The following is a 25110-nucleotide window of genomic DNA, read 5'->3' on the forward strand; positions in this document are numbered from 1 at the left end:
AATGACAAAAGTTAAAAGAGGTATTTACGATTTTTTGCGAGGAAGTTTCCTTACAGATGAGTCTGCTTTTAAAAATTGGCGAATCATCATTTTTGTTGTTGTGCTTCTATTAATTATGATTTCAAGCGCACATAGTGCAGATAAAAAAGTGATAGAAATATCAGAATTAAATAAAAAGAAACGAGAATTACGAGCAGAATATGTAGATACAGGAACCATTTTAATGCGAATGAAAATGGAATCTAACATTAGAGAAAAAGCAAAATCAAGAGGTCTGAAACCTTCAGAAAATCCTCCAAAAAAAATAAAAGTAACCTATAAAGACTAAAACAAATTGGCAACTCACAAAAAAAGCATCCTTACCAAATTCTACATTGTAGCTGGTTTTATTACGCTTATTTTGTTTGCGGTTATTTTTCGTGTGGTAAACATTCAATATTTTCAAGGAGAAAAATACAGAAAACTTTCTACAGATCTTACAGTTAAAGAATTTACAATTTCTGCAAATAAGGGAAATGTGTATGCAGCAGATGGTAATTTATTAGCAACATCAATGTCTAAATATACCATTAGAATGGATGTTGTTGCAGTAGATGGAACTGTTTTCGAAAAAAACATAGCAGGTTTATCTAAAGAATTGTCAAAAATGTTAGGGTATTCTGCAAACCATTATCAAACAAAATTAAGAGACGCTAAAAAACGTAAAAACAGGTATTTATTAATTGCCAGAAATGTGGGTTATAATGATTATGTGAAAATGAAATCATTTCCAATTTTTAATTTGGGCGTTTATCAAGGTGGTTTTATTGCAGAACATAAAACTGTAAGAGAGCATCCAATAGGTAAAATTGCAGAACGTACAATTGGGTATGCAGATTTTAGAGGAGAAGCTGGTATTGAAGGTGCTTTTGCAGATTTTATGGAGGGTGAAAACGGTTTGCGATGGAAACAGAAAATTGCAAAAAACCAATGGAAACCAATTTCTGATGTTAACGAAAAAGAACCTATTGATGGACATGATGTTATTACAACAATTGATGTAAATATTCAAGATATTACACATCATGCTTTATTACGTCAATTAGAATATTTTGAAGCAGACCATGGTTGTGCTGTAGTTATGGAAACTGCAACTGGCGAAATTAAAGCGATTTCTAATTTAGGAAGAACATCAAAAGGAAAGTATTTCGAGAAAAGAAATTATGCAGTTTGGGAAAGTCATGAACCAGGTTCTACTTTTAAACTAGCAAGTTTAATGGCTGTTTTAGATGATAAATATATTGATACATCTACAGTTGTTGATACAGAAAAAGGGAGAATTTACGTAAACAATAGAAAGGTTGAAGATTCTAAACATGGTGGTTATGGAGAAATTTCTGCTGCAAGAGTTTTTGAGGTTTCATCGAATGTTGGGATTGTAAAGTTGATAAAAAAACATTACGATAAGCAACCAGAAAAGTTTATAGAAAAATTAGAAAAATACGGATTTACAAAGCCAATTGGTTTTCAAATTAAAGGAGAAGGAAAACCTTATATACCAAAACCATCAGACAAAGCTTGGAGTAAAATTTCTTTAGAATGGATGGCTTGGGGTTATGGAATTTCTGTAACACCAATGCAAACTTTAATGTTTTACAATGCTGTTGCCAATAATGGAATTATGGTAAAACCTCGTTTCGTAAAAGAATTAAGAAGAGAGGATAAAGCAGAAAAAGTTTTTGAAACCGAAATTGTTAACCCAAGAATTGCATCACAAGAAACCATTAATAAAGTTAGAAAAGTGATGGAAAATGTGGTGATTAAGGGAACAGCAGATAATATTTATTCGCCCAACTTTTCGATGGCTGGTAAAACAGGAACTGCTAAAAAATATATTCCAAGAGTTAAAAATAAAAATGGCGAATGGGAAGGTGGTTATTATTCAACACAAAGATATGTAGCTTCTTTTGCTGGGTTTTTTCCAGCAGAAAATCCTAAATATTCTTGCATTGTGTTGGTGCACGATCCTGATAAAAAGAAAGGATATTATGGCGCTTCTGTTGCTGCACCAATTTTTAAAGAAATTGCTCAGAAAATTTACACAACAACACCAATTGATAATCAAACTGTAAATCAAAAAGTAGAATATGCAGCCTTAGATACGCAATATAACGCATATGATAAAATTGCTTATAAAACGTATAAAGAAGTACCAAATGTAGAGGGTATGGATGGTATGGATGCAGTTTCTATGTTAGAAAATATAGGAATGAAAGTCCAGTTTTCTGGTGTAGGAAAAGTAGAAACTCAATCTATTAAAAAAGGTGAGAAATTAATAAAAGGAACAACAATTATTTTAAAATTATCATAAACTGAAGAATTTACAAGACATATTATATAAGGTTGCCATCAAACAAGTATTTGGAAATACAAATATGGATGTAAACCACCTTGTTTTCGACTCTAGAAAAGCTGAGAATAACGATGTTTTTGTAGCGCAAAAAGGCGTTCAGGTAGATGGTCATTTATACATTGATAAAGCGATTTCTTCAGGTGCAAGTGTAATTATTTGTGAAGATTTTCCAAATGATAAAAAAGAAGGAGTTAGTTATATTCAAGTTGCTGATGCAAATGTTGCTTTGGCAATAATGGCTGCTAATTTTTATGAAAATCCATCAACAAAATTTCCAGTAGTTGGGGTTACAGGTACTAATGGAAAAACAACAATAGCTTCACTTTTATATCAATTATTTCACAAAGCAGGTTATAAAGTAGGTTTGTTATCAACTGTAAAAATTTTAGTTGATGAAACCGAATTTAAAGCTACACATACAACTCCAGATTCTTTAACTATCAATAAATATTTAGATATGATGTTGGAAGCTGGTGTAGAATACTGTTTTATGGAAGTGAGTTCGCATGGAATTCATCAAAAAAGAACAGAAGGTTTAACGTTTGCTGGCGGAATTTTTACCAATCTTTCTCACGATCATTTAGATTATCATGAAACGTTTGCAGAATACAGAGATGTAAAAAAATCGTTTTTTGATAGTTTGCCAAAATCGGCATTTGCGTTAACGAATATCGATGATAAAAATGGCAACTTTATGTTGCAAAACACGGTTGCAAAAAAATATAGTTACGCTTTAAAAACGGTTGGAGATTATAAAACTAGAATTTTAGAAAAACAACTTTCAGGTACTTTAATTTCTGTGGATGGCACTGAAGTTTGGACCAAATTAATTGGTGTTTTTAATATCTATAATTTAACTGCAATTATAGCAACTGCTGATTTATTAGGATTAGAAAAACTAGAAATCTTAACGATTGTAAGTCAGTTAGAAAGTGTAAATGGGCGTTTTCAATATATAATTTCAGACGATGGAGTTACAGCAATTGTAGATTATGCTCACACTCCAGATGCATTAAAAAATGTGTTAGAAACTATCAACGATATTATAACCAACAACGAAAAAGTGATTACAGTTGTAGGTTGTGGAGGTGATAGAGATAAAACCAAAAGACCAAAAATGGCACATATTGCTTCGCAATTAAGCAATCAAGTTATTTTCACGTCAGACAATCCAAGAACAGAAAACGCTCAAACCATTTTAGATGAAATGGAAGTGGGAGTTTCTCCAGAAAACTATAAAAAAACACTCACAGTTTTAGATAGAAAACAAGCAATTAAAACTGCTTGCAAGTTATCGGAACCTGGAGATATTATATTGATTGCAGGAAAAGGACATGAGAATTATCAAGAAATAAACGGAGTTCGCGCTCATTTTGATGATTTAGAAGAAGTTACAAATTGTTTCAATCAACTAAAAAAGAACTAGAATGCTATATTATTTATTTGAATATTTAGAAAGTCAGTTTAGTATTCCTGGTGCAAGTGTGTTTCAGTTTATCACATTTAGAGCAGCAGCAGCATTTATTTTGTCTTTGTTAATTTCTGCAATTTATGGAAAAAGAATCATCAACTACTTGCAAAAAAAACAAGTTGGAGAAACTGTAAGAGATTTAGGTTTAGATGGTCAAAAACAAAAATCTGGTACACCAACAATGGGTGGAATCATTATTATTTTGGCAACATTAATTCCTGCAGTTTTATTGGCAAAGTTGGATAATATTTATATCATCATTCTAATCATTACCACAGTTTGGATGGGTTTAATTGGTTTTTTAGATGATTATATAAAGGTATTTAAAAAAGATAAAGACGGTTTAAGTGGTAAGTTTAAAATTTTAGGGCAAGTTGGTTTGGGTTTAATTGTTGGGTCGATGTTATATTTTAATGATGATGTTGTTATCAAAGAACAATTACCAATTGATCAACAAATTGTTCAAGAAAATGGCAGAAAGCAAGTTTTTGGCGAAGCTCATAAATCAACAAAAACAACGGTTCCTTTCTTTAAAAATAACGAACTAGATTATTCAAAAGCTTTTAGTTTTTTAGGAGATGGTTATGAAAAATATGGTTGGATTGTTTTCATTTTTATAACTGTTTTTATTGTAACAGGAGTTTCAAATGGAGCCAATTTAACAGATGGAATTGATGGTTTAGCAGCAGGTTCATCAGCAATTATTGTGGTAACACTAGCTGTTTTTGCTTGGGTTTCTGGAAACATCATTTTCGCAGATTATTTGGATGTCATGTACATTCCTAATTCTGGAGAAATGACGGTTTTTATACTTGCTTTTGCTGGAGCTTTAATTGGGTTTTTGTGGTACAACACCTATCCTGCTCAAGTTTTTATGGGTGATACAGGGAGTTTAACCATTGGTGGAATTATAGCTGTAATTGCAATTTCAATCAGAAAAGAATTATTACTACCAATTTTAGCTGGGATTTTTGTCATTGAAAACTTATCTGTAATCATGCAAGTTTCTTGGTTTAAATACACGAAAAAGAAATTTGGTGAAGGAAGACGAATTTTTAAAATGTCGCCTTTGCATCATCATTATCAAAAATTAAGTTATCACGAAAGTAAAATTGTAGTTCGTTTTTGGATTGTTGGAATTTTACTAGCAGTTTTTACGATTGCAACTCTAAAATTGAGATAAAAAAAGGCCCATCCCAACCTTCCCAAAGGGAAGGAGTTATCAAGTTTGTGGGGAATTAAAATTAGTAAGTTTAAGTAAAAAAATGAATAACCAAGATAAATATAAAGCTGAGAAAAAGTCCTCTTTTGAAGGGTTTAGGAAGCTTATTATTCTTGGTGGAGGAGAAAGTGGTGTTGGTACAGCCATTTTAGGAAAACAAAAAGGATACAAAGTTTTTGTTTCTGACAGAGGAGAAATATCAAAAAAATATAAAGAAGTTCTTTTAAATAACGAGATCGATTTTGAGGAAAATCAACATACAGAAAGCAAAATTTTAACTGCTGATGTTGTGATGAAGAGTCCTGGAATTCCTGATAAAGCTGAGTTAGTTCAAAAATTGTTAAAAAAATCAATTCCTGTGATTTCAGAAATTGAGTTTGCAGCACAATTTACAAAGGCTAAAATTATAGGAATTACAGGATCTAATGGAAAAACAACGACAACATTATTAGTGCATCATATTTTAAAAAGTGCAGGATTAAATGTGGGAGTTGCAGGAAATATTGGAGACAGTTTTGCAAAACAAGTTGCAGAAAATGATTTCGAAAATTATGTGTTAGAAATTAGCAGTTTTCAGTTAGATGGAATTGAAAAGTTCAATAGTCATATTGCAATTTTAACCAATATAACTCCAGATCATTTAGATAGATATGAGTATGATTTTAATAAATACATCGAATCAAAATTTAGAATAACAAAAAACCAAAAAGCAACTGATTATCTAATTTATGATGCAGATGATGAAGTTATCAATAATTGGTTAAAAGAAAATAAAACACAAGCAAAATTAGTTCCGTTTTCGCTTGAAAAAGAATTAGAGTATGGAGCGTATATCAAAGACAACAATATTATTATCAATATAAATAAAGACAAAATTAATATGCCAATATCAACTTTATCAATTAAAGGAAAACACAATACTAAGAATGCAATGGCTTCAGCAATGGCTGCTCAATTATTAAGCGTTAGAAGAGATTTTATAAAAGAGAGTTTGTCAAATTTTGAAGGTGCAGAACATCGTTTAGAAAATGTAGCAAAAGTTAATGATGTAGAGTATATAAACGACTCTAAAGCAACCAATGTAAACGCAACTTTTTATGCTTTAGAATGCATGGATAAAACCACAATTTGGATTGTTGGTGGTGTTGATAAAGGAAATGATTATAATGATTTATTGCCTTTGGTTAGAGAAAAAGTAAAAGCAATTGTGTGTTTAGGTGTTGATAATGATAAAATTAAAAATACGTTTGGGAATGTAGTAGATATTATTGTGGAAACTGCTGGTGCAGAAGAAGCTGTAAAAGTATCTCATAAATTGGCAGAAAGAGGAGAAACAGTTTTATTGTCTCCTGCTTGTGCAAGTTTTGATTTATTTGAAAATTACGAAGATAGAGGTCGTCAATTTAAAAAAGCGGTTAGAAATCTTTAAAAGCGGTACGTCCCAACCTTCCTAAACAGAAAGAATTAGCAAGTTTAAGGAGATAAAATTACTTTAATAAAAATTTAAAAAAATATAGATAAACACAAGAGTGTTTCTCTTCTTTGGAGAGATTAAAAGAGGCTTATGAAAACCATTTTTCAACATATAAAAGGAGATAAAACCATTTGGGCAATTGTGGCTATTTTGGCAATATTCTCATTTATGCCAGTATATAGCGCAAGCACAAACTTGGTATATGTTGTGGGTTCTGGATCTACTTTTGGATATTTAGTAAAGCACATGGTTTTACTAATTATGGGATTTGCGATTATTTATGGCGTTCATAAAATTCCTTATCGATATTTTTCTGGAGGTTCTGTTTTAATGTTGCCAATTGTAATTATTTTACTGGTTTTTACATTAATGCAAGGAACCACAATTGGTGGCGCAAATGCAAGTAGATGGATTAACATTCCGTTTGTAGGTATTGGTTTTCAAACATCAACTTTGGCAGGTTTAGTTTTAATGGTTTATGTGGCTAGATATTTAGCAAAAAATAAAGAAAAAGAAATTCGATTTAAAGAGAGTTTGTGGCAACTTTGGTTGCCAGTTTTTGCGGTTTTAATATTGATTTTACCCGCAAATTTCTCTACAACAGCTATCATTTTTACAATGATTTTAACGCTAACATTTGTAGGAGGATATCCAATAAAATATTTAGGATTTATTTTGGGAGTTGGTATTTTAGCATTGGCATTTTTTGTGTTGATAGCCAAAGCTTTTCCAGATGCAATGCCTAACAGAGTGCAGACTTGGCAAAACAGAATCGAGAATTTTTCTGATGCTGATAATAAAGAAGCGTATCAAGTTGAAAAAGCAAAAATAGCTATAGCAACAGGAGGTGCAGTTGGAGTTGGACCAGGAAAAAGTATTCAAAAGAACTTTTTACCACAATCTTCTTCCGATTTTATTTTTGCAATTATAATTGAAGAATATGGTTTAGCTGGCGGTTTTATAATCGTTTCAATTTATTTTTTATTACTCTTTAGAATCTTTGTAGTGATTAGAAAAACAACCACAATTTTTGGAACTTTATTAGTTTTAGGAGTTGGGTTCCCAATTATATTTCAGGCAACCATAAATATGGCAGTTGCTACGAATTTGTTTCCTGTAACTGGGCAAACCTTGCCACTAATTAGTAGTGGAGGAACCTCTATTTGGATGACTTGTTTTGCCTTAGGAATGATTTTAAGTGTAAGCGCTTCAAAGCAAGAAACAGAAGAAGATATTTTAGATGATAACCCTTTAGATATTTTGCATGAAACCATATAACATACTTATTTCTGGAGGAGGAACAGGAGGTCATATCTATCCTGCAATTGCAATCGCAAACGAAATAAAATTGCGTTTTCCTGATGCAAACTTTTTGTTTGTTGGTGCAAAAGATAAAATGGAAATGGAAAAAGTGCCTCAAGCAGGTTACGAAATTAGAGGCCTATGGATTTCTGGAATTCAAAGAAAACAATTAGCTAAAAATTTTGGATTTCCTTTTAAAATGATTGATAGTTTATGGAGAGCAAGAAGAATAATAAGACAATTTAAACCAGATATAGCTATTGGAACTGGTGGTTTTGCAAGCGGACCAACTTTAATAATGGCAAGCAGAAGAAATATACCAACATTAATACAAGAGCAAAATTCTTATCCAGGAATTACAAATAAATTATTGAGCAAACGTGTTGCTAAAATTTGTGTGGCTTATGATGGTTTATCTCGATTTTTTCCGATTGCGAAAATTGTAAAAACAGGAAATCCTGTTCGTCAAGATTTATTGCAGATAAATGCCAAAGTTAATGAAGGTAAAGTTTTTTTTAATATTGATAAAAAAAAGAAAACAATCTTAGTTTTAGGAGGAAGTTTAGGAGCAAGAAAAATAAATCAATTAATAGAAAGTAATCTAGATTTTTTTAAAAAGCAAGATGTGCAACTTATTTGGCAATGTGGTAAATTTTATTTTGAAGAGTATAAAAAATATGATAATTTAGAGCATGTTCAAGTGCATCAATTTATAAATAAGATGGATTTGGCGTATGCAGCTTCTGATATTATAATATCGAGATCAGGTGCAGGTTCAGTATCGGAATTGTGTATTGTTGGGAAGCCAGTAATTTTTATTCCATCACCAAATGTGGCAGAAGATCATCAAACAAAAAATGCAAAATCGATTGCAGATAAACAAGGGGCAATTTTATTGCCAGAAAGTGAGTTAGAAACATTTCCAATAATCTTTGAAACGTTATTAAAAGATAAAGGAAAGCAAGAACATTTATCAGAAAATATAAACGAATTAGCATTGCCTGGAGCAACAACAGCAATAGTAAATGAGATTGAAAAATTATTAAAAAAGTGAATTTAGAAAGTATACATAACGTCTATTTTGTCGGAATTGGAGGCATAGGAATGAGCGCAATTGCTCGTTATTTTGCGTCTGTTGGAAAAAATGTTGCTGGTTATGATAAAACACCTTCTCAAATTACAAATGATTTGCAAGATTTAGGTGTGGAAATTCATTTTGAAGATGCTTTAAAAAATATTCCGATTTCTTTCTTAAATAAGGAAACAACTTTGGTGGTTTATACGCCAGCAGTTCCAAAAAATCATATCGAATTCAATTATTTTTTAGATAATAATTTTACAGTTTTAAAAAGAGCTGCAGTTTTAGGTAAAATTACTGGCAATACATTTTGCTTAGCAGTTGCAGGTACACATGGAAAAACTACAACCTCTTCTATTTTAGGGCATATTATGAAATCCGTAAATGCAACTTCTTTTTTAGGCGGAATTGCAGAAAACTATAATTCTAATTTAATTTTAGGAGAAGATAAAATCTCGGTTGTAGAAGCAGATGAATTCGATAGATCTTTCTTGCAATTAAGCCCAAATATTGCTTGTATTACTTCTATGGATGCAGATCATTTGGATATTTATGGAGCAGCAGAAGCTTTAAATGAATCATTTTTTGATTTCTCTCAAAAAGTTTCTGATACTTTAATTGTTGCCAAAGGTTTGCCTTTAAAAGGAGTAACATATGCTATAAATGAAGAAGCAGATTATAAAGCTTTCAACTTAAAAATTGAAAGTGGTACATATATTTTTGATGTACAAACGCCATCAGAAACCATAAAAAATATCGAGTTTCATTTACCAGGAAATCACAATGTAATGAATGCTTTGGCTGCATTAGCAATGGCAGATGTTTATGGAGTTTCTTTAGAGGATATCAAACAACGTTTATCAACTTTTAAAGGTGTAAAACGTAGATTTTCTTATAAAATTAAAACCGATAATTTAGTTTTAATTGATGATTACGCACATCATCCAACAGAAATAAATGCCGTAGAAAATTCGATTCGAGAAATGTATCCTGATGAAAAAGTGTTGGTTGTTTTTCAGCCACATTTATTTTCTAGAACAAGAGATTTTATAGATGATTTTGCCAGTGCATTATCGAAATTTGATGAAATTTTGTTGTTGGATATTTATCCTGCAAGAGAAGAACCAATTGCGAATGTAAACTCTGAGTGGTTGTTGAGTAAGATTGATAATAAGCAGAAAAAATTAGTCCAAAAAAATAATATTTTAAAAGATATTAAAAAATCTGTTGCAAAAGTAGTAGTAATGTTAGGTGCAGGCGATATTGGAGTGCTTATTAATGAAGTAACAAATCAACTTTTAAAAACCCAAGAAGATGAAGATTAAAAGGTTTTTAAAATATATGCTATTTCTAGTGTTAATAGGTTGTTTGAGCTTTTTGTATAGTTTTTCATCTATCAGAAATCAACAGAAAAAAGTAACAGAAATAATTGTTGAATTTGAAGATGGAGATAACAATTTTTTGACGCATGCTATGGTTAATAAATTGTTAATACAAAATCAAGAAACAGTACAAAACCAAGCAAAATCTGTAATAGATTTATACAATCTAGAGAATAATGTTTCTAAGAACCCTTATGTTGAAAAGGCTGCCGTTTTTTTAACAGTTCAGGGTGTGTTAAAATCTGTTATAAAACAACGAACTCCAGTAGCAAGAGTTATTAACAAAAATGATTCTTATTACATTGATAAAGAAGGAGTAAAAGTGCCTTTGTCAGATAATTATTCAGCAAGAGTATTGTTGGTTTCTGGCGTAAAAGATGAAGATGATGTTAGTGAAATATTACCTTTAATAGATACAATTTTAAAGGATAATTTTTTACGAAAAGAAGTTGTTGGTATTGAAAAATCTGACGCTAATGAGTATCAATTTTCCGTGAGAAGTGGAAACTATAAAATCGATTTTGGTAATTTAACTGAAGTTGATGTGAAATTTAAAAAATTAAAAGCGTTTTATAATAAAACATTTGAAGACGAAACGATTCAAATTTATAAAACAATAAATGTAAAATATCACAACCAAGTTGTGTGCACTAAATAACCTAAAATGGAAGACAATAAAATAGCTGTAGGTTTAGATATTGGTACAACCAAAATTGTAGCCATGATTGGTCGTAAAAACGAATATGGTAAGATTGAAGTTATTGGCATTGGTAAAGCCAAAAGTTTAGGTGTAAAACGTGGCGTTGTTAGTAATATAACCCAAACTATACAATCTATTCAGCAAGCAGTAGATGAAGCAGAAAGTGTTTCTGGAATTAAGATTGAAGATGTTGTTGTAGGTATTGCTGGTCAACATATTAGGAGTTTACATCATAGTGATTATATCACAAGAAATAACGCAGATGAAGTTATAGAAGAATCAGATATTTATAATTTGGTAAATCAAGTTCATAAATTAGTAATGTTGCCTGGAGAGGAAATTATTCATGTGTTACCTCAAGAGTTTAAAGTAGATTCTCAATCAGATATTAAAGAACCAATTGGTATGTATGGAGGTCGTTTAGAAGCGAATTTTCATGTAGTAGTTGGGCAAGTATCATCGATTAGAAATATAGGAAGATGTATTAAAAGTGCAGGTTTAAATTTAAACGAAATTACTTTAGAGCCTTTAGCATCTGCAGAAGCAGTTTTAAGTCAAGAAGAAAAAGAAGCAGGTGTTGCTTTGATTGATATTGGTGGTGGAACAACAGATTTAGCCATTTTTAAAGATGGTATAATTAGACATACAGCAGTAATTCCTTTTGGTGGTAATGTTATTACAGATGATATAAAAGAAGGCTGTTCAATTATAGAAAAACAAGCTGAACTATTAAAAATTAAGTTTGGTTCTGCTTGGCCAGGAGAAAATAAAGAATCGGAAATTGTTTCTATTCCAGGTTTAAGAGGAAGAGAACCAAAAGAGATTACACTTAAAAATTTATCAAAAATTATACATGCAAGAGTTCAAGAAATTATTGAGCATGTGTATTTAGAGATAAAAAATTACGGACACGAAACGCAAAAAGGAAAACTAATTGCAGGCATTGTGTTAACAGGAGGTGGAGCTCAATTAAAACATTTACGCCAGTTAGTAGAATATATTACAGGAATGGATGCAAGAATTGGTTTTCCAAACGAGCATTTGGCTGGTGATTCTGAAGAAGCTTTATCAAGTCCAGCTTTTGCAACAGCAGTTGGCTTGTTAATGGAAAGTTTAGAGAAAGAAGTAAAAGTTGAGAAAACTGAAGAAATTGTCGAGGAATTTATTCCTGAAAATATAGAGGTTGATGATGATGAAGAGGAAAGAGACTTTGAACCTAAAGTAGAAATCGAAAAAAAGCCAAAGAAAAAATCTTTTTTCGAAAAGTTTACAGAAGGCTTAAAAGATTTTTTAGATAATGCCGAATAATTTTATAAGTTCAGTGAACTTATAGTGAAGAAAATAAAGAATTACAAAGAATAAAAATAACAACCAATAATACAAACGTTATTATGAGCGCAGATTTTGATAACATTGATTTTATAATGCCAAAAACACAATCGAACACTATTAAAGTAATAGGAGTTGGAGGTGGAGGAAGTAATGCTGTAAACCACATGTTTCAGCAACACATTAATGGAGTAGATTTTGTAATCTGTAATACAGATGCACAAGCTTTAGAAAACAGTCCAATTCCTAATAAAATTCAATTAGGAGCAAACTTGACTTCTGGTCTTGGTGCAGGTGCAAATCCAGAAATTGGTGCACAAGCAGCTAAAGAAAGTATGCAAGAAATTCAGCAGATGCTAAACAACCAAACAAAAATGGTGTTTATTACTGCAGGAATGGGTGGTGGAACAGGAACTGGAGCTGCACCAATTATTGCTAAGATTGCCAAAGATATGGACATTCTTACAGTTGGTATTGTAACAATGCCTTTCGCTTTCGAAGGTAAAAGACGTACTTCTCAAGCACAATTAGGAATTGATCAACTGCGCCAAAATGTAGATTCTTTAATTGTTATCAATAATAATAAATTACGTGAAGTTTATGGAAACCTTGGTTTTAAAGCTGGTTTCTCTAAAGCTGATGAAGTTTTATCTACTGCTTCTAAAGGAATTGCAGAAGTTATTACACATCACTACAAGCAAAATATTGACTTACATGATGCTAAAACAGTACTTTCTAACAGTGGAACAGCAATTATGGGTTCTGCTAAAGAAGAAGGTACAAGTAGAGCTAAAAATGCGATTGTAAAAGCATTAGATTCTCCTTTATTAAATGATAATAAAATTACAGGAGCTAAAAATGTTCTGTTATTAATTGTTTCAGGAACAAGTGAGGTTACTTTAGATGAAATTGGAGAAATAAACGACTACATTCAAGATGAAGCTGGTTATGATGCCAATATTATTATGGGAATTGGTGAAGATGAAGAATTGGGAGATTCAATTGCAGTAACCATTGTTGCGACTGGTTTTGCAAAAGATCAGCAAAGTACAATTACCAATACAGAAGTAAAAAAAATAGTTCACACTTTAGAGGATGAACAAAAAGCAACGTATAATTTTGGTGAAAAAACAATTACAAAATCGCCAAGTTTAGATACTCCTTTAACCAATAAAACTGAGCAGAAAGTTGTCCATAATTTAAGTGATGATACTTTAGATTCAGAACCAAAAATGGATTTGATTTCTACAAATTCTATTATTGCAAATATGCCTGTAAATTTCGAAGAAATTAAAGCAAGTAAAGTTGTTGAAGAAGATTTTATTATTACTGATGTTGTACAAGAAGTACAAATCGAAGAAAAACCTGAAAGTATTCAAGGAGATTTATTATTCGATTTGCCTTTAAAACCATCTGTTGAAATAAAAAAAGAGGAAGAAATTAAACAGAACACACACAGACCTTCTAATACTACACATCATTTAGAAAATTATGAGGCAGAAGAAATTGCTGAAAAGAAAGAAACACGTTATGTGTTAGAAGATTTTGATTCAGCTCCTACTATTAGAAAAAGTTCTCAAATTACTGAAAAAAAAGTAATGGAAGAAGAAATTAAGTTCGAGTTGAGAACTGCAAAGCCTCAAGATGAAATTAATAATATCAACACTTTTAGTGAGGAAGTTTCTCCTTTAGATTTAACAATTAGCGAATTGCAAAAAAGAGCTGAAGAGAGAAGAAAAAACATGAAGAAGTTTAATTACAACTTTAATGAAAGTTTAAGTAAAAATATAGACGAAATTGAGCGTCAACCTGCATATAAAAGACAAGGGGTAGATTTAGATAGAAATAGTGCCATTAGTAAAACAAGAACTATTTTAAACAAAGATTCTGATGGAATTGATTTTAAATCGAACAATTCTTTTTTACATGATAATGTAGATTAAATAAAATAGTCACAATTTTAAAAAAATCACATCTCAAAAGGATGTGATTTTTTTTATTTTACAAAGTTTTTTTATTTTTTTTTCTGATTGTCGTAAACCATTAATCCTATAAAAATGCTTTTTTCTCTATACTGTGTATAGGTTTTGAATGTAACAAAATAATTTATACTTCGTCTTACATATATAACCAAACAAAATATACGATTATGAAACCTACATACACAAACACTATTGAAAGAGGAATTTTAACATCAGCTTATAAAAGAGAAATTAGAGAAAATATTGCTAATTCTAAAAGAGTAACTTTATCTAAAATGAAATCTATAATTGATAGACATCATGAAAAAGTACAAAGCCAAACAGGAACTATTTTACAAGTTTCATTATTTGCTTTTGCTTTGATTTTAATAATTGCTTAGTCTTAAATAAATGAAAAAGGATAATAAAATTTGCATTCAACTTATTTTTTAAGGTGTCTTAATAATCCTATCATTTCTACAGCTGGACTTTCCATTAATTGCCTTGGTGTTACAATAGTTTCTTTAATTATTGGCCATTCATCATTTTCATTATATGAAGTTAATGGAAGTTTTTCTTCTAAATTTTTTAAATCAAAATGTGCATTAGGAAACTTGTTATCTTGCCATAATTCAAATACGTTTACGGGAAGTTCATACCCTGCATTTTTGTACATCATACCTACAAGAGGACTACAAGCTACCATTTTTCTTTGGTTATGATTACTGTATTCATTAATAGAATCTAAAATCATTTTAACAATGTATTTTGCAGCAATTTTAGAATGTAAATATTTTTCTAACAGCCTAAAAACTTGACCTTTTGTATAGCGCATGGAACAGATAATAGCTAACAACCAAGCAGTTTTAAAAGAATAATAACCTTTTTCTTTATAAAAATCTCTAATTGATTTGTTTATATCCGTTTCAAAAGAACTTGTTTTTTCTTTTAACCTACAGACATATACATTCATTACTGTTTTATGAGTAAGTGTCTCTTTTAAAGTTGCGCAACCAATACCATTTGTACCTGCTTGTACAACACAATTTTTAAGTAAAGGATCAGAATTAGTATCTCTGTTGATGTCTACATTTCCCCAAATAGCGGCATGATAAATGTTTTTATAATTTTCACCTTCTTTTCCAGGATCAAACCAAGCAATTAAATAATGTAATAAATAGTAAAAAGCACCTTTAAATCCACTTTCATTAAAATTGTTTATTAATTCATCATTATTAAAATCATAATCTTCAAATATTAAAATATCACCTATTTCTAAGTCAGACTCTTTTAAGATTTCCATTGTTTTAGTATTAAATAATTTATAAATTTAAAAACCAGTTTCAGGTTTATCAATTAGTGAACTAGCTTGTGCTTTTTGAGGGTTTAATATCATGTAAGTACTTAACGCAGTTAATGCAGCATATTTACTATAAGTACCTATTTTTTTTATTGCTTCTTTTCTACTGATATCTGTAGTTTTTATTTTTGTATTATTCATAATTTTATTATAATTTAATCTATAATAATTTTCTTATTCAACGTACCTTCTACAGTAATTAGTTCTACTAAATACACTCCTTTAGAAATTTTTGGTAATAAAATTTCATTCTTTTTATTTGCGGTAAAATCTTTACTTAAAACTTCTTTTCCTAAAATTGAGTAGAGCTTTATGTTTGCTGTAGTGGTTTTTAATCCATTGATTTTAAGTATTTTATTAGTATTAAATATACTCACGCCTTCTAAAGTAGAAATTTGTTTTGTACCTAAAGATTTACTGTTTGTATGTAAATAAAAACGGCCTACACCACTAATTTTATCTTTTAAAACAATTGTATAATTTCCGTTTGTTTCTGATAATTTTTGATAAGTATTTTTTTCTTTATCTTCTAAATAAATATTAATAGAATTAGGAATATTTATACTGGCGATAGTAAATGTAATTCGATCGCCATTATTTCCATTTAAACCAATAGAAATAATTGCACTTTCATAACTGTTTAATGGCAAAGATTGAATTGTAAAATTGGTAGATATATTTTCATCTAATAAGCGAGTGTAAATATCTAAACTAGAGCTATTAAAATTACCAATATCAAAACCAGGATCTAAGCCAAAAGTTGCATTTTCAAAATATTTAATATCTGTAGTTACTGTTTTAGTCTCATTTGTTACTTTTAAAGTAATCGTTGGTGTGCTAGTACTTTTTTCAAAAGTTGATGTTCCAGAAGTTGGTTTGGTGCTTCTTTTTTCTTTGTTAAAATTTATTTCTGTTTCACCAGTTTTCATTTTTATAAAAAATCCTTGGCCAGGAGGTAGAGATCTAGCAGCTATATCAACTTCGGTTATAGCAACATATTTTTCTTGAGCATTATCCCACACATACAAGCTTTTGAACGCATCATCTAAAACATTCATGTTGTCATTTAAAAAACTACTATTACTATTTTTATTAGCAGGATAATAGGTTGTGAACGGATTTCCAATAGCATTCCATTGATCAGCAATTAATGTTTTTTGTAAATCATCAATAGTTAAAGTTCCTGTAAAAGTAACTTCACCATCTGTAGCTCTAGACATAGAATAACTTTGACCTGCAGTAAATTCTGTGTTTTCATCTACATCAGCATTATAATACACCCATTTACTACCAGAATCTTGACTATCATCGTAATAAGCAATTGCATATCTGTCTGGATTTGGAGTTGTATTTACACGAATATCATTGGCAGTATTTTCTGCAAAAGTTTTTATTTTTTGCCCAGAAACTGGTGGTGTTACAATACTCCATTTATTTTCTAAAAAACCACCACGTTTATAAGTAATATTTCCTGTTGATGTTCCTTCTACAAATAACACGCCACTATCTGTAGCATCTGAACCTAATTCTAAAGTCCCATTACTTACAAAAGAGTTTTGAATAGTAATTTCTTTATCTTTTGGAATACTTAAAGTAGCTCCTGATTCTAAAGTAAAATCATCTATTGTTAAATCATCTACATCAATAGTTACTATTTTTCCTGAACCAATAGTAACTTTGTCTATTTGTGTTGGAACAATACCTAAACTCCAGTTACTAGGTGTAGACCAATTTCCTGTAGTGGAAAATGTATTATTAGTAACAGCATTACCAAATCCTGTAACTCCTTTTACAAAATTAGAACTTGTTTCTGTTTTAGTAAAGTTATTTAAAGTACCATGTAAACTATTTGCTCCACTATCTGTTAATGAAGTAATAGCTGTATTATCACCATATGCAATTCCTTGGTTAAATTTATAATATGCTGCTAAACCATTTGCATTAGCAGGAACACTTTTATCTTTTTGATTATTGATTTCTGTTGCTGTTAAAACACGTGACCAAATTCTAACTTCATCTATACTACCATTAAAAAAGTAATTATTATTTCTAGCTCCAATTTCTATAGGTGCTGTACTTGGAAACATTGTTCCAATAACAACTTTTGTTCCATCTGCTACTCCATTTATATAAGCTTTCATTGTTGCACCGTCAAAAGTAAGTGCTACATGAGACCATTCTCCAGGAGTAATTATAGCTGAAGATTCAAAATATTGGTCTGTAGTACCATCAGTTGTTACTGTAAACTCTATTCTACCAGAAGCTAATAAGATAAAAGCAAATGCTTCTTGATTACTATCATATTGACTTAAATAGGTTTGTGTACCTAAAACATCTGGATTTATCCAAGCTTCTGCAGTAAAACCGCTAGAAAAATCGAAAGCAGCATTATCTGGAATAATAATTCTATCATCACTACCATCAAAATTTAAAGAGTGATTAAAATTAAAGCTTTTAACTTCTCCATAAGCTGTGCCTTGACTATTAGTTGCGTAAGCTCTATAAAAATATGTTGAGTTGGCTGTGAAACCTGTTATGCTTTCTGTAAAAACACCAGTTCCGGTTCCATTATCATTTTTTATAATTCCTGAATCTCTAATTTTTGGGTTGGTATCTGTACTAGAATATACAATACCACGCTCTGTTACTGCGCTATCTCCCTGAGAAGTAACATTTCCTCCTAAAATAGCAGAAGTTGTTTCTACACTTGTTGCATCTGTTGTTGTAACTGTCGGTAAATCATCTAGAGTAGTAAAATTCTTAACATCTCCATAACCAGTACCTTCACTATTTATAGCATACGCTCTATAATAATAAGCAGTAGTTTTTGTTAAGTTAGTAATAGTTTCAGAAAACACACCTGTACCTGTGCCATTTGTTTCTTTTGTGACTCCAGATTCTCCTATTTCTGGTGTGCTATTAGTCGAGGAATAAATAATACCTCTTTCTGTGATTGCATTTCCATTGTTTGAAGTAATATTACCTTCTAAAGTTGCAGTAGTTTTGGTAATAGATGTTGCGTCTGATGTAGTTAATATTGGTATTGGGTTTAAAGTAGTAAAACTTTTTATGCTTCCATAACTTGTGCCATTATCATTTATGGCATACGCCCTGTAATAATAGAGCGTGTTTTTTGTTAATCCAGAAATAGTTTCTGAAAATACTCCTGAGCCTATACCTCCTTCATCATCTTTTGTTACTCCAGCCTCTCCTATTTCTGGAGTACTATCTGAAGTTGAATAGACAATTCCTCGTTCAGTTACTGCATTTCCATTATCAGAAGTTATATTACCACCTATGATAGTAGAAGTTTTGGCTATTGCTGTTGCAGTTGAAGTTGAAATAACGGGTGCAAATTTTAAACCACTTACAGAAAAGCTCCATGAGCCAGTTGCAGTTCCAGTATGAAGTCGGACAATATAATACTTATTAGGATTTAATGTTACTGTTACTTGCTCTGGGTTTAATACTCTAGTTAGATAAGTAGAACCATAATTAGAGTCGTCTTCATAAATATAAAGTCCGTTTCCTACTACTGGTGCTGAAATCCAATCAAAAGTAACGTTTCCTACAGCATAACTTTTAATTTTAAAAAAATCTATATCGTATTGATTAAAAGAACCATTAAATGTACCGTCTTCAGTTATGGTAATAACACCAGAAGCGTCAATAGTATTGTTAGGTTCTGTTTCTGTGACTTGCCCATATATATTACAACAAAAAATAAATAGAATTAAGGTAAGTTTAATTTTTTTCATGATAAATAATTTTAAAATTTATATCCAGTAAGTTTCTAGCCAGTCTTTTATTTTTAATTTATTAGACACGTTATAAAAACTAACTCTAGTTTCTACTTCTTTCCATCTAGTAATTGATATAATAGAAATATCTTTTAAACCTTCATAGTCAAAATCTAAATCTATTATTTTAAGTTCATCTTCACTTTCTTTATATATACTTCCTTTCGAGCTTATATTAATTGAGCCAGATAATTCTACATTAACAGTTTCGAAATTCATTTTTTCTATGGATATAATAAGTGAAAAATCATTTCCAATTAGCGGAACTGTACCTTCTACATTTATTTTTAAGTGATTGTTTTCTACTTTGGCCCATTTACCTTTCCCTATATTAAATTCTGCAACAAGCCAAGTTGTTATTTTAAAGTAAACATCATTTTTTGCCTCTGTACTTACAAATCGTTTTAAGTCTAATTGTTGTGTTATTTCCATAATTCTTAGAGTTTGTTTATTATAAAGATTTTATTTTTTGTTGTATTTTTTTTTGGATTTGTTGTATTAGGTATATTTTAATTGTTGTAATTATTGCATAGCTTGCAACAGTTATTGTTAAAATTATTTTTACCTGAGTGTTGTGTTGTAATAAAAAAGTGACAAGTAATATGCACAATATTATTACCATAATTACAAGATGTTTTTTTAGCTTTTTAATTTTCGCTGTTTTTTCTTGTAAAGTGCTTTGTAAAGACTTTATGTGAATGTTATTTTGCATAAAAAGTTAAAATTCTATGCAATAGTAGAAGTTATTTGTAGTTTTTTCCCCACCCTTTTGGGTAGTTTTGCCTATCCTTTAAGGTAGTAATGCATTATAAACACTATTTTTTTTAAAAAAAATAGCTGTTAGAAGTAAAAGAATAAACTTTTTGAAAGTTCTATAGTTATTTATCGAATAAAATTTTTGAAGTAATTTCTGTACGTTTATTTACATCTAATTTTTCATAGATATTTCTGGTATGATATTTTACAGTATTGATAGAAATAAATAATTCATCAGCAATTTTTTGATTATTTTTTCCTAAACTAATTTGTAATAAAATATCAGTTTCTCTTTCTGTTAAGTTATGTTTTTTTGCAATATTTTCAATTTTTACTTCAGGAGAATTTTCATTAACTGTAGTTGAAAATTTAGCTTCCTGTTCTAATTTTAATACTTTAGAAATATAATTATTTAGTTGCGTTCTTATTTTTCTATTTTCTTTTTGAAGTCTCTTAATTCGATCTGCTAAAGCAAATGAAAGTAAAACGACTTCTAATGCACCTCCTAATTCTATAGAGGATAAAATAATTTGATTTGTAGGTAGCCATCCAGCTCCATGCATAGTTCTGATTATCAATCCTAATACGTAAGGGATCCAAGCTATTAAATAGAATTTGGCTGATTTAAACCCTTTTTTGTAGGAAACAATAGCAACAAAAATATAAGAAGGAAAAGAAAGTAATACTAGCCATCTTCCAAAAGGTGTAATTTGTTTTACAGTAAGAAAAAGACTAAGAATTGTTAGTAATAAACTTAGGTAAGCAATTACCCACATAAGTTTATCTAATGATTTATGACGTTTTTTTAAATGCAAAAAATCAGAGGTAAATCTACTGGAGAAAAACATACTTAAACCAGCGAAGGTTACATATATAATTGCATCTAAGTCAGGTTGATTGGGCCAAAAAAATTGACCGCTAATACCATTTATAGCTAAGGTTGTTAAAATATTAAAAATTACTGTGCCAACATAAAGTAAATAAACTTTGTCTTTTAATGAAAAGTATAATAAGAGGTTATAAATAGCCATAACTATCATAAACCCAAAAAAGATTCCTAAAAGTAAACTTCGAAGATCTGTTTCGCTTTTAAAACTTGTTGTGTTACTAATTTGTTGAGTTACCTCAAAGCTCATTAGGTTTAAAGAGCAGAGTAAAAATATTAAAGTAAAAAAAAAATGTAGGTATGTATCTTTTTTTATGATTGATTTTTTTAATGCCAAGATATTTTATTTTGCATAAAAATAATAAATTCTCTTAATTAAATAAATTTTTGAAAAGCCTTATTTTCTTTTAGGGCTGTTTGTTTTTAGAAAAACAAAAAACCTCATTTAAGAATGAGGTTTTTTAAAGCTTATATAAAAAAAGAATTAACTTAATGCATTTTTTATTCTTTTAATTGCTTCTCTAATTTGTAATTCAGAAGCTGCATAAGATATTCTTATACAATCTGGAGCTCCAAAAGCATCACCAGAAACAGTTGCAACATTTGCTTTTTCTAAAATAAATAAAGAGAAATCTCCTGAATTTTCTATTTTAACTCCGTTAATAGTTTTTCCGAAGAAAGCAGAAACATCAGGAAAAACATAAAAAGCACCATCAGGAACATTTACTTTAAAACCATCAATTTCTCTTAACAATCCAATAATGATATCTCTACGAGTTTTAAACTCATCAACCATAAACTGAATTTTTTCCACAGGTGCTAAAACAGCAGTAATTGCAGCTCTTTGAGCAATACAATTTGTACCTGAAGTTATTTGACCTTGCATTTTTGTACATGCTTTAGCAATCCATTCTGGAGCACCAATATAACCAATTCTCCAACCAGTCATAGCAAAAGCTTTTGCTAAACCGTTTACAGTAATGGTTCTATCGTACATGTTTTCGATTTGTGCAAAACTAAAAGGTTTGCAATCGTAATTTATATGTTCGTAGATTTCATCTGATAAAATAAAAATCTGTGGATGTTTTTCTAAGACTTTAGCCAACGCTCTATATTCTGCTTCACTAAAAATAGAGCCAGAAGGATTATTTGGCGAATTAAAGAAAACCATTTTTGTTTTCGGTGTAATTGCTGCCTCTAATTGTTCTGGAGTAATTTTAAAATTAGTATCTATAGTAGAAGGAATTTCTACAAAAGTAGCTTCGCTTAAAATTGAAATTGCAGAATAACTAACCCAATAAGGTGCAGGTAATAAAACTTCATCACCTTTATTTAAAAGTACTTGAGCAACATTTGCAATAGATTGTTTTGCGCCTGTAGAAACTACAATTTGATTTGGTTTGTAATCCAAATTGTTATCGCGTTTAAACTTGGTGCAAATCGCTTCTTTTAACTCTACATAACCATCAACTGGCGAATAAGAATTATAATTTTGGTTGATTGCTTCAATGGCAGCATCTTTAATAAAATCTGGTGTATTAAAGTCTGGTTCGCCCAAACTTAAGCCAATAATATCTTTGCCTTCTGCTCTTAATTCTCTTGCTTTAGCAGCCATTGCTAAAGTTTGTGATACTGGTAAACTGTTAATTCTGTCCGATAATGGATGTGCCATTTTTCTAAAACTTTTTAATTATGCTAATTCTGGTTTTTGTCCTAAAACACCTAAATGTCTAAAATGCTCTACAAGTGCTTTACTCATGGTTTTATATTCGTTGTAAGGCAAATTAAATTCACTTGCTGTTTCTTTTACAATTTTAGCCAATTTGCTGTAATGCACGTGAGAAATATGAGGAAAAATATGATGTTCAACTTGATGATTTAAACCTCCTGTATAAAAGTTTACCAACCAATTGCTAGGTGCAAAGTTAGAGGTTGTGTATAATTGGTGGACTGCCCAAGTGTGTTCTAAATTGCCTTCTTTATCTGGTAATGGCATTGCTGTATTGGGTACAATGTGTGCCAATTGAAAAACAACGCTCAAAATCATACCAGCTGTATAATGCATTACAAAAAAACCAAGTACTACTTTCCACCAAGAAATATCTAAAACAACTAAAGGTAAAACAATCCAAAGTGCATAATAAGCAACTTTAGAAATTACTAACTTTGTCCATTCTGTAGTAGGATTTGGAAATTTTCCATACGATAATTTCTTTTTCAAATATCTGTGCATTTGCTTTATATCTGTAGTAATTGCCCAGTTTATGGTTAGTAATCCATATAAAAATATCGAATAATACTTTTGAATTTTATGAATTGGTAACCAAGAAGAATGTTCAGAAAAACGAATTATTCTACCAGCATCAATATCTTCATCATGTCCTTCTACATTTGTAAATGTGTGGTGTAAAACATTGTGTTGCACTTTCCAGTTATACACATTTCCTGCAAGGATGTAAATGCTACTTCCCATTAATTTATTTACCCATTTTCTACTAGAAAATGAATCGTGATTACTGTCGTGCATAACATTCATGCCAACACCAGCCATACCAATTCCTGTAAGAACCATTAACAAAATCATAACCCATTGAGACATAGAAACTGTTAAAACTAAAATAAATGGAATTAAAAAAAGCGAGAACATTAAAATTGCTTTTGTGTATAATTTCCAATTACCAGTTCTTTTAATATCGTTATCTTTAAAGTAATTGTTTACTCTTTTATTTAGAGTTCTAAAGAACTTTGCTTTATCTACTCTTGAGAAATTTATTGTTTTCATGTAATAATTTAAAAGCGTAAAAATAATCTATTTAATTTTGCTATTTATGATAAACGTTAGTTTTTGTTTAGAATTGTTCCAATTCAAATAACTATTTTTGCAGCACTAAAAATAAGCATAAATGGATATTATTCAGAAATATTTTAAAAATTTAACAGAAACGCAAATAGCACAGTTTTCTAAACTGCAAGAGTTGTACCAAGATTGGAATTTAAAAATTAATGTGGTTTCTAGAAAAGATATTGATGAATTATATTTACGTCATGTTTTACATTCTTTAGGAATTGCAAAAGTTATCAGCTTTAAAAATGGCTCTAAAGTATTAGATGTTGGTACAGGAGGTGGTTTTCCAGGAATTCCTTTGGCAATATTATTTCCAGAAACGCAATTTCATTTGGTAGATTCTATCGGAAAAAAAATAAAAGTGGTAGATGAAGTTGTAGCTGGTTTAGGTTTAACAAACGTAAAAACTACACATGGCAGAGTAGAAGAGGTAAAAGATACTTACGATTTTATTGTAAGTAGAGCAGTTGCACAAATGGAAACTTTTGTTGGTTGGACAAAAGGTAGAATCGCAAAAAAGCAAAATCACGATTTAAAAAACGGAATTTTATATTTAAAAGGAGGAGATTTAACTGAAGAATTACAAAAATATACTTCTGCAACAATCTATGATTTACCTACTTATTTTGATGAAGACTTTTTTGAAACTAAAAAAGTGGTTCATTTAGGGATGAAGTTTAAAGGATAATTAATTCTTATAAAAATTTAGTTTTATCAATTTAATTTGAAATAACAGCATCACTTTATGTCATCATATCAAGAAGTTTTTATTGTCTTTTGGAAAGAAGTAGAAAAAAGTGTTCAAGAAAATCGTTTTGCTAAGTTAACAATGGCAAAAACAATTGGGAAACCTGATTTAAAAAACATTTTTATAAGACCCATCTCTTTTGATAAAGATGCAAAAGTTTTGGTGAAATTTCGCTATAGATCTAGAGAAACTGAAGATACTGAAAACGAATATACTTTAGATGAAGCTTTTACGATTTTAAAACCACATCTTAAAAATTCATTTTTATCTGTCTTGCTATTTACTACAACAAAAGACGTTACTTTTAAAATTAATAAAAAAGGAGCAGGAAGTATTATTGAGAATTATCCAACGTTTAATAATGTTACTTTGGCTGATAATAATGAAGATTAAGATATATTTTT

Annotated in this window: 21 protein-coding genes; 14 read left to right on the top strand and 7 right to left on the bottom strand. The window is 30.1% G+C overall.

Annotation, left to right across the window (positions count from 1 at the left end):
- The first annotated feature begins 1 nt into the window (after position 1).
- From LPB03_RS14595 to LPB03_RS14650, 12 genes are all read left to right on the top strand, one after another.
- A complete protein-coding gene (locus LPB03_RS14595; protein WP_065320383.1) occupies positions 2-328 on the top strand; it encodes an FtsL-like putative cell division protein in 327 nt (108 codons plus the stop codon).
- Between the two features lie 6 nt (positions 329-334).
- Positions 335-2350, top strand: a complete 2016-nt coding sequence (locus tag LPB03_RS14600; protein ID WP_170324240.1) for a PASTA domain-containing penicillin-binding protein — start codon at positions 335-337, stop codon at positions 2348-2350.
- A gap of 1 nt (position 2351) precedes the next feature.
- Complete coding sequence (locus tag LPB03_RS14605; protein ID WP_065320382.1) at positions 2352-3818, top strand: UDP-N-acetylmuramoyl-L-alanyl-D-glutamate--2,6-diaminopimelate ligase; 1467 nt, start codon at positions 2352-2354, stop codon at positions 3816-3818.
- Position 3819: 1 nt separating this feature from the next.
- Entirely contained in the window at positions 3820-5046 is a 1227-nt protein-coding gene (gene mraY, locus LPB03_RS14610; protein WP_065320381.1) for a phospho-N-acetylmuramoyl-pentapeptide-transferase, read from the top strand.
- An 82-nt stretch (positions 5047-5128) separates the two neighbouring features.
- Positions 5129-6514 carry a UDP-N-acetylmuramoyl-L-alanine--D-glutamate ligase gene (murD, locus tag LPB03_RS14615; RefSeq protein ID WP_065320380.1) on the top strand — a complete coding sequence of 462 codons (1386 nt, stop codon included), beginning with the start codon at positions 5129-5131 and terminating at the stop codon, positions 6512-6514.
- Between the two features lie 135 nt (positions 6515-6649).
- A complete protein-coding gene (locus LPB03_RS14620) occupies positions 6650-7837 on the top strand; it encodes an FtsW/RodA/SpoVE family cell cycle protein (RefSeq protein WP_065320379.1) in 1188 nt (395 codons plus the stop codon).
- Positions 7824-8915, top strand: a complete 1092-nt coding sequence (murG, locus tag LPB03_RS14625) for an undecaprenyldiphospho-muramoylpentapeptide beta-N-acetylglucosaminyltransferase (protein ID WP_065320378.1) — start codon at positions 7824-7826, stop codon at positions 8913-8915. The genes LPB03_RS14620 and murG overlap by 14 nt, the downstream gene beginning before the upstream one ends.
- The gene (gene murC, locus LPB03_RS14630) at positions 8912-10264 is read left to right on the top strand and encodes a UDP-N-acetylmuramate--L-alanine ligase (RefSeq protein ID WP_065320377.1); all 1353 of its coding nucleotides are present in this window, start codon (positions 8912-8914) and stop codon (positions 10262-10264) included. The genes murG and murC overlap by 4 nt, the downstream gene beginning before the upstream one ends.
- Positions 10254-10979, top strand: coding sequence for a cell division protein FtsQ/DivIB (locus tag LPB03_RS14635; protein ID WP_065320376.1), 726 nt, complete (start codon positions 10254-10256; stop codon positions 10977-10979). Before murC ends, LPB03_RS14635 begins: the two co-directional genes overlap by 11 nt.
- 6 nt (positions 10980-10985) lie before the next feature.
- Entirely contained in the window at positions 10986-12329 is a 1344-nt protein-coding gene (ftsA, locus tag LPB03_RS14640) for a cell division protein FtsA (RefSeq protein ID WP_065320375.1), read from the top strand.
- A gap of 83 nt (positions 12330-12412) precedes the next feature.
- Positions 12413-14293, top strand: a complete 1881-nt coding sequence (gene ftsZ, locus LPB03_RS14645; RefSeq protein ID WP_065320374.1) for a cell division protein FtsZ — start codon at positions 12413-12415, stop codon at positions 14291-14293.
- A 206-nt stretch (positions 14294-14499) separates the two neighbouring features.
- Positions 14500-14712, top strand: a complete 213-nt coding sequence (locus LPB03_RS14650) for a hypothetical protein (protein ID WP_065320373.1) — start codon at positions 14500-14502, stop codon at positions 14710-14712.
- Positions 14713-14753: 41 nt separating this feature from the next.
- Here LPB03_RS14650 and LPB03_RS14655 read toward each other — a convergent pair whose 3' ends face one another.
- The 7 genes from LPB03_RS14655 to LPB03_RS14685 all read right to left on the bottom strand — a co-directional run bounded on the left by LPB03_RS14655 (position 14754) and on the right by LPB03_RS14685 (position 23895).
- On the bottom strand, positions 14754-15614 hold the full coding sequence (locus LPB03_RS14655) for a hypothetical protein (RefSeq protein WP_065320372.1): 861 nt from the start codon (positions 15612-15614) through the stop codon (positions 14754-14756).
- Positions 15615-15641: 27 nt separating this feature from the next.
- Positions 15642-15812 carry a hypothetical protein gene (locus LPB03_RS16785; RefSeq protein ID WP_170324239.1) on the bottom strand — a complete coding sequence of 57 codons (171 nt, stop codon included), beginning with the start codon at positions 15810-15812 and terminating at the stop codon, positions 15642-15644.
- Between the two features lie 14 nt (positions 15813-15826).
- A complete protein-coding gene (locus LPB03_RS14660; protein ID WP_065320371.1) occupies positions 15827-19429 on the bottom strand; it encodes a LamG-like jellyroll fold domain-containing protein in 3603 nt (1200 codons plus the stop codon).
- A gap of 18 nt (positions 19430-19447) precedes the next feature.
- Positions 19448-19903, bottom strand: coding sequence for a hypothetical protein (locus tag LPB03_RS14665; RefSeq protein WP_065320370.1), 456 nt, complete (start codon positions 19901-19903; stop codon positions 19448-19450).
- A 446-nt stretch (positions 19904-20349) separates the two neighbouring features.
- Positions 20350-21363 (bottom strand): 7TM diverse intracellular signaling domain-containing protein, encoded by a 1014-nt coding sequence (locus LPB03_RS14675; protein ID WP_065320368.1) that lies wholly within the window; start codon positions 21361-21363, stop codon positions 20350-20352.
- Positions 21364-21597: 234 nt separating this feature from the next.
- Entirely contained in the window at positions 21598-22785 is a 1188-nt protein-coding gene (locus tag LPB03_RS14680) for a pyridoxal phosphate-dependent aminotransferase (protein ID WP_170324238.1), read from the bottom strand.
- Between the two features lie 18 nt (positions 22786-22803).
- Positions 22804-23895, bottom strand: a complete 1092-nt coding sequence (locus LPB03_RS14685) for a fatty acid desaturase family protein (RefSeq protein ID WP_065320367.1) — start codon at positions 23893-23895, stop codon at positions 22804-22806.
- Between the two features lie 121 nt (positions 23896-24016).
- Between LPB03_RS14685 and rsmG the strand changes: the two genes are divergently transcribed.
- Together rsmG and LPB03_RS14695 are read left to right on the top strand one after the other, a co-directional pair.
- On the top strand, positions 24017-24646 hold the full coding sequence (gene rsmG / locus LPB03_RS14690; RefSeq protein ID WP_065320366.1) for a 16S rRNA (guanine(527)-N(7))-methyltransferase RsmG: 630 nt from the start codon (positions 24017-24019) through the stop codon (positions 24644-24646).
- A 57-nt stretch (positions 24647-24703) separates the two neighbouring features.
- The gene (locus tag LPB03_RS14695; protein WP_065320365.1) at positions 24704-25099 is read left to right on the top strand and encodes a hypothetical protein; all 396 of its coding nucleotides are present in this window, start codon (positions 24704-24706) and stop codon (positions 25097-25099) included.
- The last annotated feature ends 11 nt before the right edge of the window (positions 25100-25110 follow it).

It is taken from the genome of Polaribacter vadi, from assembly GCF_001761365.1.
GTDB lineage: Bacteria > Bacteroidota > Bacteroidia > Flavobacteriales > Flavobacteriaceae > Polaribacter > Polaribacter vadi.